Raw genomic sequence first — 15471 nt, 5'->3', positions numbered from 1 at the left:
GAAAAATCCTATAGCGCGCACAGATACAGCTGAGTCTCAATATGTCAGACAACTGCTAGGCTCAGCGTGGCTTGAGCCAGACACCTTGTAACGCCATATAACAAAAAAGAATATAACTTTTGTTTTAACAACTAACAGTACGGGTTAGGGTGTCCCACCTTTTTGACGATTCGATGGAGAGCGACCTTGCCTCTGCGTAGCACTTTCACGCGTTTCTTTCAGTTGGAAGCTGCCAGCGGTCTGTTATTGATCGCTGCGGCCATCCTTGCTCTGATTATCAACAACTCGCCACTGTCGTGGCTGTACACCGGCCTGCTCGACACCCCGGTGGTGGCGCAGATCGGTGCGTTGAAAATCGCTAAACCCTTGCTGCTATGGATCAACGACGGTCTGATGGCGATGTTCTTCCTGCTCATCGGCCTGGAAGTGAAGCGCGAGGTTCTCGACGGCCAACTGTCGAAGCCTTCACAGATCGTCCTGCCCGGTGCGGCCGCGATCGGCGGCATGCTGGTGCCGGCGCTGATCTACTGGTTCCTCAACCGTGACAATCCGGCAGCCCTCGACGGCTGGGCAATCCCGACCGCAACCGACATCGCCTTCGCCCTCGGCGTGCTGGCATTGCTCGGCAAGCGCGTGCCGGTGTCGCTGAAGCTGTTCCTGATGACCCTGGCAATCATCGATGACCTCGGCGCCATCGTTATCATTGCGATCTTCTACTCCGGCGAACTGTCGACTCTGTCGCTGGGTCTGGCGGCAGCGTGCATCGCGGCGCTGGTGGCGATGAACCGGCTCGGGGTGGTCAAGCTTGGGCCGTACATGATCATCGGTTTGATCCTCTGGGTCTGCGTATTGAAGAGTGGCGTTCACGCGACACTGGCCGGTGTGACGTTGGCGTTCTGCATCCCGTTGCGCACGAAAAACGCCGAGCCGTCGCCGCTGCTGACCCTCGAACATGCGCTGCACCCGTGGGTGGCTTACGGCATTCTGCCGCTGTTCGCCTTCGCCAACGCTGGCCTGTCGCTCAGCGGTGTTACCGTCGAAAGCTTCACCCATCATGTGCCGATGGGCATCGCGGTAGGCCTGCTGTTGGGCAAGACCGTCGGCGTGTTCGGCCTCACCTGGCTGGCCGTGAAGATCGGCATCGCCACCCTGCCCCAAGGCGCCAACTGGGGCCAGGTCATGGGCGTAGCTATTCTTTGCGGTATCGGCTTCACCATGAGCCTGTTCGTCGGTTCGCTGGCGTTTGAGCCGGGTGTGAGCGATTACGCAGGAATGGACCGGATGGGCATTTTGACTGGGTCGATTCTGGCGGCGTTGATTGGTTATGCGGTGACGGCGGCGGCGAGTCGCAAGAACTCCCAAGCGATATAACCTCTTTGGCGAGGGAGCAAGCTCCCTCGCCACAAGTTTCCTGCGTTCCTGTTACACAGCGAACAATCCCACGTCTTTAGAGACGCGTCCTACAGCCACCATTTTCCTGCTTCGTTAACGTCGCGCAGCCCTTTGCGAAGGGCTGTCGACGGATGAAAGAAAGGATGATCAGTGGCTGGCAACAAGGGCATTCCCCGGGTTCAAAACCCACCGCAAGGCGACGGGCATCACGTCACATACCGCTACATGACGGCCACTGAACTGGCCGAGCGCGATGCCAGACAAAATGCTTACGACGCCATGCTGGCGCGGCAGGAGGCTTTCGAGCGCAGCCGTGAGGTGGCGGTTAAGAAGACAGAGCCCGTTCGTGCCGGCTGCGTATTCGCCAAATCCTGCAAATTGCCGGATGCGATTATCGATTACTCCAATCCTGCGGGGATGGTGCCGACCGACAGCCTGAAGGATTACGGCGAGCTGATCCTGCTGGGCGCGCGTGAAGCCGATGAGAGCGGCGCAGTTCCTCTCAAGAAAATCGGTGCAACTGCTATTCCAGTTGGATTTGGCAGTCTGGCTCTGGCGAATCGGTGTTTGAAGCACTGCCCGCTGCTGTATCAAGCGCGGCTGTTGCGCCTTTGGTTGGTTTGGTTGCGCTGTTCATGCCATCGAGTCTTGGCGACAGTGCGCTCTATACCGACGAACAACTGCGTGGACTTGATCAGGCGCGAACGCGTGTTCGGCTGAGGGTCGAACAACAGGCCGACGGCAGCCTGAAGGGCTACGGCTTCTACACCGGCAAGAATCGCGATTGGGAAATGGTTGATGTCGTGCAGTTCAAGTTGCGTGGAAGCCAGTTCATTGCTGACTTTGGCGAAGGTGTAGAACTGATCTGGACGCCTGCTGTAGATGGCTCGGACATCCTCGGTATTCCGGCGCTGGAAGCCGCACCGCAAGCGCCGCATATTTGGGTTTATCCGCCGACAACAGCGGCGGATGGGATTCTGGTGAATCCGGCTTATCCGCCGGAGTACCGGGATTTTATTCTGGTGTTTCCCCCGAACTCCGGGGTTCGGCCGGTTTATATTGTTCTAAATGTTCGACGCCACGGTACCGCCGAAGCTGGACATACCTACCATCCTGCTCCCGAAACAAGCGATATCACTGCATTTCCCGGTTTGAGAAGAGCAAAAAAGAAAACCCCATACGCGGGTGGTCTCCGAGATCGCTGGACGGATGCGAAAGGCAGAACAATATATGAATGGGATTTTCTACATGGAGAACTTGAGACGTACCGGGCAAGTGATGGCACTCACTTGGGATCGTTCGACCACAAAACCGGCAAGCAGTTAGATCCGCCAAAAAAGAAGAAACGCAGCATTAAGAAATATCTATGAGGGGTCTATGGGATTAAGAGCCAGGCTTGAATGGTATGACAAGAAAACTGAACTGGGCGAAGGAGAAGAATTATCGAAAGACTTCGGTGATGACGGTTCAATTATCGAATCACTTGGAATGCCAATCGAAAATAATGTGAACAACGGAGGATTCGATGTGCCCTCGCAATGGGTCAATATCCTGCAACCCCATTTTAGACAAACCATTGATTTATCTTCTTTCGACTTTCAGGTCGCTTTCGTCTACCGCGACCATTGGTAAGCAACCAACAAAAAACCCCGACCAGTCACCTGATCGGGGTTTTCTTTACCCTGAATTCCGCTTAGTGCGAAACGCGGCTGGTCCCGCCGACGGTGGAGATGCGCACGCGTTCGCCAACGCGGAACACTTCATTCTCCTGAACCTGCTGCACATAGGCACGCATGCTGCCATCGTCTTCACGCACGGTGATTTCCACACCTTGAGTACGGGTCAGACCTTCTTCGGTCGCCGAACCGATCAGACCACCCGCCACCGCACCGATGACCGCAGCAACGATGCTGCCCTTGCCGCCGCCGATGGCGCTGCCGCCGACGCCGCCGACCGCTGCACCAGCGAGGCCGCCGATAGGGGTTTTGGTGCCTTCGATTTTCACCGGACGCAGGGATTCGATGGTGCCCATGCGAATCGTCTGCACGCGACGCGCTTCGTCACGGGAGTAGGAGTCACCGGTCAGGCTCGATTGGCAGCCGGTAAGCAACATCGCCATCGTGGAAAAGGAAGCAACCAGCAGAACAGACTTACGCATAGCATCAACTCCAAAAAAACATATAGTCATTAAACTCCGCTGCTTGACGCCTGTCACGACGCAGCCCGGATAAATTGGCTTTCATTCAGGCGCGGTACAGACGCCTGCACGCTTTCCCTGACATAGCCCCTACAGTAGCGCCAAATTGCCGAATCTGCGCCACCGACACCAAGGATTTTCATGGATTACTTCATCATCGTCGTCACCACTGCCGCCGGTTTGTACTTCCATTGGTGGTTGTACGTGCGGATCAAGCGCTGGATGGATCGCGATCTGGCGCTGTCATTGGCCGGCAAGAACGAGGACAAACGTGCCTTCATGCTCGAACAGCTGGCTCGCGCTCAGGCGCAGAAGATCAAGCGCCGGGATCTGCCGAAGTGGCTGGAGGCCGCTGCGGCAGGCTATCCCGCTCGGTAGACTGCTCAGGGTGCCAGACGTTCAAGAATCCAGTCGGCGCCCTGCACACGGTAGTTGAGGCGATCGTGCAGACGGCTCGAACGGCCCTGCCAGAACTCGATGCGCTCAGGCAACAAACGGTAACCACCCCAGTGTTGCGGGCAGTCGGGTTGCGTGTCGGAGAAACGCTGCTCGGTGGCCTTGAGCAAATCTTCCAGCTCACCGCGCCCGTTGATCACCCGGCTCTGCGGGGATGCCCAGGCACCGAGACGGCTGCCCAGCGGACGCACCTGATAATACGCATCCGACTCCGCGGGCGTAACCTTCACTACCCGCCCTTCGATGCGCACCTGGCGCTCGAGGGTGGGCCAGAAGAAGGTCATGGCGGCGAACGGGTTGGCCGCCAGATGCTGGCCCTTGGCGCTGTCATAGTTGGTGAAGAAGGTGAAGCCCTGCTCGTCCAGGCCCTTGAGCAGCAGAATGCGGCAGTGCGGTCGCCCATCCTGGTCGACCGTGGCCAGCGTCATGGCGTTGGCTTCCACTGGCGCCTGTTCGGTTTTCACCGCGTCGGCGAACCACTGGTGGAACAACGCAAACGGCTCGGCCGGAGCTTGCGCCTCGGTCAGACCATCCCGGGTGTAATCACGACGCATATCTGCCAGAGCCTGGGTCATGGCGCATTCCTTTCGTTAGCGGATCACTTCTTGGTGGCATCGGTCGCGGCGACTTTCTTGTCGGTCGCGGCGGCTTTGGCTGGAGCAGTCTTTTTAGCTGGGGCCTTGGCCGGGGCCTTTTTAGCCGGCGCCTTGGCGGCAGCTTTTTTCACCGGAGCCTTTTTGGTCGCTGGCACAGCAGCTTTCTTCGCGGCTGGGGCCGGGGTGACCGGCTTGGCGGCAGGCTTGACGTCTTGCGCCGCGACCATGGTCACCGGCTTCGGCGCGGGCATGTTGTACTTGCTCAGCAGCGCAACCATGGTGTTCTGCGGGGTCACCAGCAGTTCGACACGACGGTTCAGGGCACGACCTTCAACGCTGTCGTTGGCGGCGCGCGGTGCTTCGGAACCCATGCCGCGCAGCATCAGGCGATCACGCTGCAAGCCGCTGAGACGGAAGATCGCCGCAATGGACTGGGCACGTTCCTGGCTCAGTTTGATGTTGGCAGGCGCCGCACCACTGGAATCGCTGTGGCCAAGGACCAGCACGGCAGTTTTCGGGTCGGCTTCGAGGATTTTCGCCACACGGGTGAACGGGCCGAGGGTGACCGGAAGCAGCATGGCAGGACGATCCGGGTTGAACGAGCCTTCGACCGGTGCCGTCACGACCAGCACATTTTCACGGCGTTCGAGTTGCAGATTGCTGTCCTTGACCGCTTCACGCAGGCGCGGCTCGTAGTCGTCAAGCCAGGCCTGGGTGACTTTCGGATCCGGCATCGGCACAGCCTTCGTGGTTGGCTGATCCTTGCCGCCAAACGGCCACCACCATTTGCCACCTGCGTCTGCTTCAGCTTTGGCCACGGTCGCCGGTTTTTTCGCTTCCGGGGCGACTTCTGCCTTCATATCCGCTTTGACCGTTTCATCATCGGAACCGAACGGCCAGTACCACGGGCTGCTGCTTTCAGTTTTGGCCACAGGTGCGGTGGCTGCAGGTTTCAGAGGGGCTGGAGCCGGTACTGGCTCCTTGGCCGCCACTTTGTCGGAAGAGCCGAACGGCCACCAACTGCCGCCGTCCGCATCATTTTTCGGGGTCTGTGCACAACCGGTGATCGCTACACACAGGGCCAGGGCGAGGGTCTTTTTAGATGACATTGAAAATCCACAAAATGAAGTAATGAAAAATCAGAGCACTTTCGCCCGGATAAACAGCCGTTTTGAAACGAAAAACCGCTTGAGGTTCCGACCCTGGGACCTCGGATGAAACTTTACAGACAAGTGGCAAGCACCCGCGCGAGCTTCTGCGCGCGCGGATCCATCAAGACATACGGCCCAAGGGTATTTGTCACAAAACCGAAGGCGACATCATGCTCAGGATCAGCGAAACCGATGGAGCCGCCCGCGCCCGGATGGCCAAACGCCTTGGGGCCGAGGCCATAAGTGGCATTAGGCACGTCCGGCTGATCAAGCATGCAGCCGAGGCCAAAACGAGTCCGGGTCAGCAAAGTCTTGTCTTCGCCGAGGCTGTGTTCGCGGGTCAGCTCTTCAAGCATGTCGCTTTCAAGCAGACTGCCGTCGAGCAGGCCCGCGTAGAAACCGGCCAGACTGCGTGCATTGCCGTGGCCATTGGCCGCCGGTTGCTGCATGCGCCGCCATTCCGGTTTATTGGTGCTGGTGAGCACTGAAGGTGGGTTGGTAAAAGCGCGGGTGGTCATGGCCGTTGGCTCGCGCATGGTCACCTGCAGCAGGCGTTGCGCGGCGGCGTCACCGGCATTGCCCTTGCCGCGAGCGATGTGTGCCACGCGATGGAATTCTTCGTCAGCCAGACCGACGTGGAAATCCAGCCCTAGAGGCTTGGCCACCCGAGCGACGATGGATTCGCCCGGCCCACGACCGTCAGCGCGGCGCAGTAACTCACCGATCAGCCAACCGTAAGTGATCGCGGCATAACCGTGGCCAGTGCCCGGCGTCCACCACGGAGCTTCGGCGGCGAGGGCATCGACCATGGTTTGCCAGTCATACAACGCTTCCGGCGCAAGCAATTCACGCAGTGCCGGCAGACCGGCCTGGTGGCAGAGCAATTGGCGCAGGGTGATGGATTCTTTGCCGGCGGCGGCGAATTCCGGCCAGTAGCGGGCGACCGGGGCGTCCAGTTGCAGCTTGCCTTCACCGACCAGTTGCAGCGCGGTGACGGCGGTGAAGGTTTTGGTGCAAGAGAACAGGTTGGCGATGGTGTCGCTGTGCCAGGCTTCAGCGCCGTCCTTGTCGGCAGTGCCGGACCAGAGATCAAGGACGGTTTCTCCACCGACCTTGATGCACAGGGCTGCGCCGCGTTCCTGGGGATCGTCGAACAGTGCGGCAAAGGCTTCGCGCACCGCTTCGAATTGAAGCTCGTAATGTCCCTGAATCTGCACCCGCAACTCCCCCGCGAAAACGCTCTACAAAGTGGCCCGCATTGTTCCAGCCCTAGAGGGATTTGGGAACAGCTGCGGGCCGGACGGTTAAAAGCCAAGTCAAAAGATCGCAGCCTGCGGCAGCTCCTACAGAGAAACGCGTTCCCATGCAGGAGCTGCCGCAGGCTGCGATCTTTTTAGAGCATCAAAGGTCAGTGACCATTGCCGGAATGACCACCGGCATGTCCAGCCCCCGGCCCTTTACCGGCCTCGCCTTTGCGCCCGCCTTCAGCCTCATGCCCCGCCGCGGCGGCCGCTTTCTCTGCCTCTTTGCCAAGCTGATCAATTGCCTGCAAATTGCTCTTGCGCACGGTTTCGACAAAGCCCTGATACGGCAGATCCGTCACGCCCACCAGGCCAAAGTGACCATTCTCGCCATCAAGCAGACGCCCGGTCACCGGTTGATCCAGATACTGGAACCAATGCACGCCGACAATCGATGGTTCGTTCAAGGCCTGTTTAAGGAAATTGGCATACGCCGGGCCGCGATCTTCTTCCCTGGCCACTGGCGTGACGCCGCCCCAGAACGGGCCACGATCCGCTGAGCCGAAGTTGAATTCGGTGATCAGTACCGGTTTGTCCAAAGCGCCCAGCGCGGTAAAGTCATAGCCGTCCTGCGGTTTCAGCGTGTACATGTTGAAGCTCAGTACATCGCAATACTGCGCGCAAGAGGCCACGGCTTCCGGGGTACTGATGGCAAAACGGCCGCCAAGCAGCAACTGGTTGGGTGCGTGCCATTTCAGCGAGTCGGAAATGGTTTTGAAGTAAGTGTCGGCGAAAACCTTCTGGAAATATTTGAAGTCCGCCTCGATTTCCGGATGCTCGGGATTCGGCAGCGGTGGCACGAAACCCGGATCCTCCATCAACTCCCACGCCGGCAGATCGATGCCCCAGGCCTTCGACAGCCCCGCCTGATTGCGATACTTGTCGCGCAACTGCTTGAGGAACGCACGCTTGGCCGGTACGTCGGTGGTCATTTTCAACGTGCCATAGGCCAGCGCATAGCGGGATTTCGGATCATCACCGGGGCCGGCCCATGCCAGTTCGTTGTCGGCGTAATAGCCGATCAGCCACGGATCGTCGCGGTGATCGCGGGCGGCGATGGCGACAGCGCGCTCGGTGGCCATGGCGAAACGCGGATCAAACGGATCCGGCATACCACCCCACCAGTCGCTGCCGGTGCTGATGCTGGTGTAGTCGCCGACGATCGACAGCGGCAAGGTGTAAGGCACACGCTCGGCATCACTTAGCGAATCGGCACTCCAGTTGCCGACCGTGTTGAAGCCCCAGGCTTGCAGACGATCAAGCGTGTGGCTGGCCCACTGTTGCTCATCGACAGTGGCCTTGCACGGCTCGGCAGCCTTTTCTGTCGTTGCTTGTACGGTTTCAGTCTTGGCTGCTTCAGCGACACCGGACTTCGGCTCCGCAGGTACAGACACAGGCTCTGCCGCTTTCACGGCTGCCGTTTCGGCAGCGGCAGACTTGGCTGCTTCTGCTACCCCTGATTTGTTATCACTGTCGGCTTTGCACGGTTCACCGTAGACGCGCTGCAGGTTGGCGCCGTAGAAGTCGTACCAGCGCCCGTTGCCATAACCCCGGCCCTGATCGACACCATTTCCGCCACGGTTGTCACCTTCGCCAAAGTGACTGGCCAAGGGCTCATCCGCTTTGGGCAAGGATTCGAACATGTACTCACGACCGGCCACGTAAGTCTGGTTGACCTGCGGGCTGACGGTGTTCACACCCAACGAGTAAAACGGGTGCCCTTCAGGTGTGACCAGATACCAGCGGCCATCACGCTTTTCAGTTCGGAAGAAACCGCTGGCCTTGAACACCGGGCCTTTGTTCCAGCCGCCAAACTTGTCCAGCGAGGACTTTTCACGCTCGGCCAACCAGGTTTTCAGTTGTTGCTGTTCCTTGGCGGCGGCGGATTTCAGTTGCTCGTCGTTGCTGATCTTTTCCGGCCACTTGCTGCGGGTCGACTGCCCGTACGCATCGACCAGATTGCCGTACACCGCCTGGGTGACCGACTCGCCATCCTGCACACCGAAGCGTTCGAGCAGCAAGCTCTGCGCGACTTTCGGCTGATCCAAAGACAAGCTAACCGAAACCACTTGGCTGCGATCAATCTCACCGCTGCTGCTGGCCAGCAGGATCCGCTGACCATCGACCGTCATTGGCATGGGTGGCCCGGCTTTCATGCCAAGACTCAACGGTGACGATGCGACCAGCGGCACCAACAGGGTTTGCGCAGGACCTGCCGGCAGATCGACGCGGCTGACCAGTGTGCGACCGTCGTTGCTCTGGATTTGCACGTAGACCGTCACAGCCCAGTCCATTGCGCTCTGCAACCGCAGGGTCATCATCCCGGACTGCGACCAGTCCCACGCGCCGGTCTGCGGCGTCAGACGCAAGGTCGGACGGGCCACCGGGTTGAATGTCACCCGCCGCAGCACTTCGCCCTCAGCCGTTTGCTCCGCGTTGGCTTGCGGCAGATCAGCGTTTTCGGTGGCGATTTTCACCACGTCGGCAGGACGGACAAAGTTGAACAGGGTCTGCTGACCCGCAGGCGCCGCGAACAGCGGCGTGGCGAAGATCAAGGCAAATACGGCAGGCAACGAACGGCGGATCATAAGAACGGAGTTCTCCCTAACGACCAACAATGGCCAATGGAAAAGCGATGGCAGAGAGATAGACAACACGGTGGGCAAAACTGCCCACCGTTGTCTCAGGATATTTCACGACGGAAAGGAGGCAACGCATTGAGGATCGCCTTGCCGTAGCGCTGGGTGACCAGGCGCCGATCCAGCAAAGTGATGGTGCCGCGATCTTCTTCGGTACGCAGCAGACGCCCGCAGGCCTGAACCAGCTTCAGCGAAGCATCGGGCACGGAGATTTCCATGAACGGATTGCCACCACGGGCTTCGATCCATTCCGACAGTGCCGCTTCGACCGGATCGTCGGGCACCGAGAACGGGATCTTGGCGATCACCACGTGTTCGCAGTAGGCACCCGGCAAGTCGACGCCTTCGGCGAAACTGGCGAGACCGAACAGCACACTGGAATCACCGCCGTCGACCCGCGCCTTGTGCTTGTTCAGGGTTTCCTGTTTCGACAGGTTGCCTTGAATGAACACCTGCTTGCGCCAGTCGCGGTCAAGACCGTCGAACACGTCCTGCATCTGTTTGCGCGAGGAGAACAGCACCAGCGTACCGCGCGAGCCTTCGACCAGGTCCGGCAACTCACGGATGATCGCCGCCGTGTGTGCGGCGGCATCGCGCGGGTCGGCTTTCAGATCCGGCACGCGCAGCACGCCGGCATCGGCGTGATGGAACGGGCTCGGCACCACAGCGGTGACGGCTTTTTTCGGCAGACCGGCGCGCATGCGGAAACGGTCAAAGGTGCCCAGCGCGGTCAGCGTCGCCGACGTTACGAGGCAACCATACGCGACGTTCCACAGACTACGACGCAAGGTTTCCGCCGCCAGAATCGGGCTGGCATTGACCTCAATGTCGAACAGCGAACCGCTTTCGGCGAGGGTCAGCCAGCGCGCCATCGGCGGGCTGTCTTCCGGGTCTTCGGCGGTGAATGCCGTCCACAGTTCCCAGTTGCCCGAAGCGCGGGACAACAGGCTGCCAAACAGCGGATACCACTCTTCGGCCTGATTGCTGGCGATGCCGATGTTGACCTCACCGTCCATACCTTCCTTGAGCAGGTCGGTCAGACGGGTGAACAGATCGTTGAGGCGCGAAAAGCCCTTCTTCAGCTCGATGCCCATTTCGCGCATGTGCTCGGGAATCACCCCGGCGACAAAACGATGCCGCGGACGTTCACGGCCCTCGACGTCTTCGCCGGGTTTGAAGTCGGCGACCTGCTCGCAGGCGCTGAACATGAACTGTTGCTGTGCCTTGATCTCGCGCGCCAGCTCCGGCACTTGCTCGATCAACTTGCCAAGGTCGCCCGGCAGCGGATGCTGGGCCAGCAGCTTGGTCAGGTTTTTCGCCGTGGTTTCCAGCCAGTCGGCGGTGGAGCGCAAGCGCGTGTAGTGGGCAAAGTGGCCGATCGCCTTGTCCGGCAGGTGGTGACCTTCGTCGAACACGTAAATAGTGTCACGCGGGTCCGGCAGCACAGCGCCGCCGCCCAAGGCCAAGTCAGCCAGGACCATGTCGTGGTTGGTGACGATCACGTCAACCTTGCCCATGCCTTCGCGGGCCTTGTAGAAGGCGCACTGGCCGAAGTTCGGGCAATGACGATTGGTGCACTGGCTGTGATCGGTGGTCAGGCGCGCCCAGTCGGCGTCTTCCAGCGCATTCGGCCAACTGTCGCGGTCGCCGTCCCATTTATTGCCGGCAAGCTTCTCGATCATGCTGGTGAACAGCTTCTGACTGGCCTCATCGACCTCGATCTTGAAGCCTTCTTCTTCGAACAGCTGGGCGGTGGCGGTCTGCGCGTGGCCTTCCTGCAGCAACATGTCGAGCTTGGACAGGCACATGTAGCGGCCACGGCCCTTGGCCAGGGCAAAGCTGAAGTTCAGCCCACTGTTGCGCATCAGGTCGGGCAAATCCTTGTAGACGATCTGCTCTTGCAGGGCGACGGTCGCGGTGGCGATGACCAAACGTTTGCCGGCGGCTTTGGCCGTGGGGATCGCCGCCATGCTGTAGGCCACGGTCTTGCCGGTACCGGTGCCGGCTTCCACCGCGACAATCGCGGGGTCGCCACTGCGCCGGCCTTCGTCGTCGGTGTCGATATCCCCGAGGACTTTCGCGATTTCAGCGATCATCAGGCGCTGGCCATAACGCGGCTTGAGGCTCTTGGCCTCTAGAAAACGCGAATAGGCGCCCTGGATCGTGGTTTTGAGTTCAGTGCTGATCATGGATTGTCGGGCGCAAAAAACGCTGGATAAATTTTCAGTGGTTTCGGATGGCGGCTATCATACCCCGCTAATTAATCCCGCGCAGAACGGAGTGCCCCAATGACACCTTTTAGCCTCGTTTATCCCCTGCATGTCCTGTCCGCCCTGGTCTGGGTCGGCGGCATGTTTTTCGCCTGGATGGTCCTGCGCCCGGCGGCTGTGAAGGCCCTCGACGGCCCTGCCCGACTGACTTTGTGGGTGGAAGTGTTTCAAGGTTTTTTTCGCTGGGTCTGGGTCGCGGTGATCCTGTTGCCGATCAGCGGCGTGAGCATGTTGCATCTGCAGCAGGTCGGCTTTGAGACCGCGCCGAAGTATGTGCAGGTGATGATGGGCTTGTATGTGGTGATGACGGCGTTGTTTATCCGGATTCAGGGGCTGATGCTGCCGGAGCTGCGTAAAGCGGTGGACGCGAAGGACTGGCCGGCGGGTGCGGCGGTGCTGGGGCGGATTCGCCGGGTGGTGGGGCTTAATCTGATTGTCGGGTTGCTGCTGGTGGCGGTTGCGGCGGCGAGGCCGATGATCTGAAGATGGGGTAAAGATCAAAAGCCCCTCACCCTAGCCCTCTCCCGGAGGGAGAGGGGACTGAATGGGGGATATTGAAGAGTTACGCCGACCTGAAGGATTAGCTTTGAATCCATAATCGACACGGTCGGCCCCCTCTCCCTCAGGGAGAGGGTTAGGTAGGGGGTCTGCCTTTACAGGCGCTGCACAGTCACAGCACCCGCCGCCCCCACCGGCCCGGGCTGGCCATCCGCCCCGGCCTTACCATTCTTGCCGCCATCGGCGCGATACACCAGGCAGCCCTTGGACTGGCCGCCCTTCCCGGCCTTGCCACCAACACCCGCCGGGCCACCGTTGCCGCCCGCCACATTGACCTTGATCAGTTCGGCCGGAAACTCGCGCGGCACTTCAAGACGCACCAGCGCACCCGGTGCGCCCGGTTGGCCGTCGCTGCCGTTACTGCCATCAAAACCGTGCCCGGCCGAGCCATAAGTACAGCCCGGGTCTTCACCGTTGCCGCCATCCAGGCCAACAAAACCCGGTGCGCCGGTGCCGCCACGGGCATCGACCAACAGTTGCGGCGCGTTCAACGCCTTGAATTGCAGATTCAGATTGCGCCCCGCACGGGCGGCTTTTTCATAAGTCCCCGGCGCCCCGCGCGCGGTGATCTGGCTGCCTTCACTGAGTTCGGCGCGGGCCACTTTCAATTCCAGCGCCTGTTCAGCCGGAACGATCGCAATGCGAGCTTCATGGCCAAGACGCAATTCGCCCACGGTCAATTCGGTCACGTTGGCCGGAATCAGCAAGGTGCCGTAATCGGCGACGTCGAGACGTTCGAGCTGCAAGGTGCTGGTGGTATTGGGCAAGCGCATCAGCGAATTGGTTTCGACACTGACCACCTGGGCACAGGCCAACGGACTGATAAATGCAGCGAGCAAGCAGAGTTTACGCATGGGAAGAAGCCTCCGGAGCGGCCGGGGCCGGGATGGTTTGCAGGTGGAAAACGCCAAACAACAGGATGCGACCACGGTCACGCCAAGGGTGCTCACGCCCCTTGAGGCTGCGATTGCACAGCAGCACTTCGAACACATGGATCAGCAACAACAGACCGCCGGCCAGATTGACCAGCAGATGCAGCGGATGTACGAAAGGCACCAGTTGGTTGGCCAGCACCACGCAGCAGAACAGCAGGGTCAACAACCGCCCCAGCCCCCAGAACACTTTCATACGCTCCCCCGTGTTGCGAATTATTCTTTGGGCGCACAGTAACGGCTTCTGCGGGGGATAAGCCAGAGGGATAAATGAAAAAAACCCGATCGCCTGCCAAATGGCTGCCGGGACGACGATGATTATCGCCCGGCAGCTCTAGCCTGCGCCCTACAGACGCGTCCTAACGATTTATATGCAATTCCACACGACGGTTCTGCGCGCGGCCTTCATCGGTGGCGTTATCGGCAACCGGCTCGCTCTCGCCACGTCCTTCACTGGTGAGTTTGTTCGGCGCCAGGCCCTGGCTCAGCAGATAAGCGGCGACACTGCTCGCACGCCGTTCCGACAATGCCTGGTTGTAGGCGTCCGACCCTTTGCTGTCGGTGTGACCGATGACCTTGATGCTGACCACGTCGGCATTGCGCAGCTTGTCCATCAGCGTATCGAGCTGGGCTTTCGCCGCCGGGGTCAGATCGGACTTGTCGAAATCGAACAACACGTTGCCGGCATCGCTGAGGGTGATGACTTCAGTTTGCGGTGCGGGCTCCGGCACTTTTTCTGTGACCGGGTACTGCGGCAGCGGGCAACCACGGTGATCGACCGGGGTATTTTCCGGGGTGTCCGGGCAACGGTCGCGGCGGTCGAACACGCCGTCGTCGTCTTCATCGCCGTCCTGGGCATAACAGATCAGTCCGCCGGTAAGAATCCCCAGCGCTGCGCCGCCACCGGCCCAGCCAGCGCTTTCGATAGCGCCGAGGCCGCCACCGACCAGTCCGCCGATAACGCTGCAGATCGGCCATGTTCGTTGATTGAGGGGTGCAGTGCCATCGCTGTGGGTGGCGCAACCGGTGAGCAAACTGCCTAGCAGCAGCACCGGCAAGACGGACCTTGAGAAAACAGTCATTGTGAAAGCTCCTGTGTCACCGGCCCATACCGGTTACACAGGAGTAAAGACCCGCATCCGCGACTGCACAAGGCGCGGATGCGAGAGGGGCTTAACGCTGGATTTTGATTTCGGTACGACGGTTTTGCGCGCGACCGTCCGCTGTTTTGTTGTCGGCCACTGGCTGGCTTTCACCCAGACCGGACACCGAAACGAAGCTGGCGCGTGGCACACCTTGCTGGATCAGGTAGTCCACCACCGAGTGCGCACGACGATCCGACAGTTTTTTGTTGTAGGCATCGCTGCCCACACTATCGGTATGACCGGTCACAGTCAGTTGCGCCGTCGAGGATTCCTGTTTCAGGCGGGTGGCGACCTTGTCGAGCACTTGCTTGTCAGGGCCGGTCAGCGTGGCTTTGTCGAACTGGAAGTGCACATCACGGATAACAATGGTTTCTTCCTTGACCACTACAGCTTCTTCGACCACGGGTGCAGGCGTTGGTGGAGGGCAACCGTCAGCGTCGACCTGTACGCCTTTAGGCGTGCCCGGGCACTTGTCGCGACTGTCCGGCACACCATCGCCGTCTTCGTCGCCATCACCGTGAACCCAGCAATAGGCCGCTGCCGTGCCACCGATCAGCAACGCACCGTAGCCGGCCCATGCCGAACTTTCGGTTGCGCCGAGACCGGCACCGACGACACCACCGACCGCCGCACAGGTCGGCCAGTCGGTTTTCTGCAAACCTGCGCAACCAGTCAACACACTGGTTAGCAGAATCAAAGGTAATGCTGTCCGAACTATGCTCATCTGGTTTTCTCCTGAGGGATCGGCTTAAAACCGATTCAGGGAGTAAAGACCGGAGTTTTAATCTCCGCCAGCAATAGGCCATGCCTGTTTGCGACCGTGTTCACAGGACT

General features: G+C 59.9%; 14 protein-coding genes and 1 pseudogene. 5 read left to right on the top strand and 10 right to left on the bottom strand.

Features of this window, described 5'->3' with window-relative positions:
• Window positions 1–186: 186 nt before the first annotated feature.
• The 3 genes and pseudogenes from nhaA (at window position 187) to PspR84_RS06745 (ending at window position 3024) form a co-directional block, all read left to right on the top strand.
• A complete protein-coding gene (nhaA, locus tag PspR84_RS06755; RefSeq protein WP_099758184.1) occupies window positions 187–1371 on the top strand; it encodes a Na+/H+ antiporter NhaA in 1185 nt (394 codons plus the stop codon).
• 171 nt (window positions 1372–1542) lie between these two features.
• Window positions 1543–2762 (top strand): annotated as a pseudogene (locus PspR84_RS06750) (S-type pyocin domain-containing protein).
• Between the two features lie 7 nt (window positions 2763–2769).
• Window positions 2770–3024 carry a colicin E3-like toxin immunity protein gene (locus PspR84_RS06745; protein ID WP_064393075.1) on the top strand — a complete coding sequence of 85 codons (255 nt, stop codon included), beginning with the start codon at window positions 2770–2772 and terminating at the stop codon, window positions 3022–3024.
• 61 nt (window positions 3025–3085) lie between these two features.
• On the opposite strand, the gene PspR84_RS06740 is transcribed toward PspR84_RS06745, so the two are convergent.
• A complete protein-coding gene (locus tag PspR84_RS06740) occupies window positions 3086–3550 on the bottom strand; it encodes a glycine zipper 2TM domain-containing protein (protein ID WP_007918566.1) in 465 nt (154 codons plus the stop codon).
• Window positions 3551–3730: 180 nt separating this feature from the next.
• Between PspR84_RS06740 and PspR84_RS06735 the strand changes: the two genes are divergently transcribed.
• On the top strand, window positions 3731–3967 hold the full coding sequence (locus tag PspR84_RS06735) for a hypothetical protein (protein WP_160056387.1): 237 nt from the start codon (window positions 3731–3733) through the stop codon (window positions 3965–3967).
• A 5-nt stretch (window positions 3968–3972) separates the two neighbouring features.
• On the opposite strand, the gene pdxH is transcribed toward PspR84_RS06735, so the two are convergent.
• The 5 genes from pdxH to dinG all read right to left on the bottom strand — a co-directional run bounded on the left by pdxH (window position 3973) and on the right by dinG (window position 11921).
• A complete protein-coding gene (gene pdxH / locus PspR84_RS06730) occupies window positions 3973–4620 on the bottom strand; it encodes a pyridoxamine 5'-phosphate oxidase (RefSeq protein ID WP_160056385.1) in 648 nt (215 codons plus the stop codon).
• Between the two features lie 23 nt (window positions 4621–4643).
• Window positions 4644–5750, bottom strand: coding sequence for an OmpA family protein (locus PspR84_RS06725; RefSeq protein ID WP_160056383.1), 1107 nt, complete (start codon window positions 5748–5750; stop codon window positions 4644–4646).
• A 113-nt stretch (window positions 5751–5863) separates the two neighbouring features.
• Window positions 5864–7009, bottom strand: a complete 1146-nt coding sequence (locus tag PspR84_RS06720; protein ID WP_160056381.1) for a serine hydrolase domain-containing protein — start codon at window positions 7007–7009, stop codon at window positions 5864–5866.
• A gap of 191 nt (window positions 7010–7200) precedes the next feature.
• On the bottom strand, window positions 7201–9681 hold the full coding sequence (locus PspR84_RS06715) for a beta-galactosidase (RefSeq protein WP_160056379.1): 2481 nt from the start codon (window positions 9679–9681) through the stop codon (window positions 7201–7203).
• A gap of 95 nt (window positions 9682–9776) precedes the next feature.
• A complete protein-coding gene (gene dinG, locus PspR84_RS06710; RefSeq protein ID WP_102902682.1) occupies window positions 9777–11921 on the bottom strand; it encodes an ATP-dependent DNA helicase DinG in 2145 nt (714 codons plus the stop codon).
• 99 nt (window positions 11922–12020) lie between these two features.
• Here dinG and PspR84_RS06705 point away from each other — a divergent pair, with 99 nt between their 5' ends.
• Complete coding sequence (locus PspR84_RS06705; RefSeq protein ID WP_160056377.1) at window positions 12021–12485, top strand: DUF2269 family protein; 465 nt, start codon at window positions 12021–12023, stop codon at window positions 12483–12485.
• Between the two features lie 170 nt (window positions 12486–12655).
• On the opposite strand, the gene PspR84_RS06700 is transcribed toward PspR84_RS06705, so the two are convergent.
• From PspR84_RS06700 to PspR84_RS06685, 4 genes are all read right to left on the bottom strand, one after another.
• On the bottom strand, window positions 12656–13414 hold the full coding sequence (locus PspR84_RS06700; protein WP_160056375.1) for a collagen-like protein: 759 nt from the start codon (window positions 13412–13414) through the stop codon (window positions 12656–12658).
• Complete coding sequence (locus PspR84_RS06695; RefSeq protein WP_077571401.1) at window positions 13407–13688, bottom strand: DUF1145 domain-containing protein; 282 nt, start codon at window positions 13686–13688, stop codon at window positions 13407–13409. Before PspR84_RS06695 ends, PspR84_RS06700 begins: the two co-directional genes overlap by 8 nt.
• A gap of 163 nt (window positions 13689–13851) precedes the next feature.
• Window positions 13852–14574: an OmpA family protein gene (locus PspR84_RS06690; RefSeq protein ID WP_160056373.1), complete on the bottom strand. Its 723-nt coding sequence runs from the start codon at window positions 14572–14574 to the stop codon at window positions 13852–13854.
• Between the two features lie 91 nt (window positions 14575–14665).
• Entirely contained in the window at window positions 14666–15361 is a 696-nt protein-coding gene (locus PspR84_RS06685; RefSeq protein ID WP_160056371.1) for an OmpA family protein, read from the bottom strand.
• Window positions 15362–15471 lie beyond the last annotated feature (110 nt).

Source organism: Pseudomonas sp. R84 (assembly GCF_009834515.1).
In the GTDB taxonomy this organism is placed as follows: domain Bacteria; phylum Pseudomonadota; class Gammaproteobacteria; order Pseudomonadales; family Pseudomonadaceae; genus Aquipseudomonas.
This window is presented reverse-complemented; position numbering and strand designations above follow the sequence as displayed.

Excerpts from the sequence above, each read along its gene's own strand:
- PspR84_RS06725 (WP_160056383.1), bottom strand. The coding sequence starts at position 5,750 with ATGTCATCTAAAAAGACCCTCGCCCTGGCCCTGTGTGTAGCGATCACC.
- PspR84_RS06695 (WP_077571401.1), bottom strand. The coding sequence starts at position 13,688 with ATGAAAGTGTTCTGGGGGCTGGGGCGGTTGTTGACCCTGCTGTTCTGC.
- PspR84_RS06685 (WP_160056371.1), bottom strand. The coding sequence starts at position 15,361 with ATGAGCATAGTTCGGACAGCATTACCTTTGATTCTGCTAACCAGTGTG.
- dinG (WP_102902682.1), bottom strand. The coding sequence starts at position 11,921 with ATGATCAGCACTGAACTCAAAACCACGATCCAGGGCGCCTATTCGCGT.
- PspR84_RS06700 (WP_160056375.1), bottom strand. The coding sequence starts at position 13,414 with ATGCGTAAACTCTGCTTGCTCGCTGCATTTATCAGTCCGTTGGCCTGT.
- pdxH (WP_160056385.1), bottom strand. The coding sequence starts at position 4,620 with ATGACCCAGGCTCTGGCAGATATGCGTCGTGATTACACCCGGGATGGT.
- PspR84_RS06690 (WP_160056373.1), bottom strand. The coding sequence starts at position 14,574 with ATGACTGTTTTCTCAAGGTCCGTCTTGCCGGTGCTGCTGCTAGGCAGT.
- PspR84_RS06745 (WP_064393075.1), top strand. The coding sequence starts at position 2,770 with ATGGGATTAAGAGCCAGGCTTGAATGGTATGACAAGAAAACTGAACTG.
- PspR84_RS06740 (WP_007918566.1), bottom strand. The coding sequence starts at position 3,550 with ATGCGTAAGTCTGTTCTGCTGGTTGCTTCCTTTTCCACGATGGCGATG.
- PspR84_RS06715 (WP_160056379.1), bottom strand. The coding sequence starts at position 9,681 with ATGATCCGCCGTTCGTTGCCTGCCGTATTTGCCTTGATCTTCGCCACG.
- PspR84_RS06705 (WP_160056377.1), top strand. The coding sequence starts at position 12,021 with ATGACACCTTTTAGCCTCGTTTATCCCCTGCATGTCCTGTCCGCCCTG.
- PspR84_RS06735 (WP_160056387.1), top strand. The coding sequence starts at position 3,731 with ATGGATTACTTCATCATCGTCGTCACCACTGCCGCCGGTTTGTACTTC.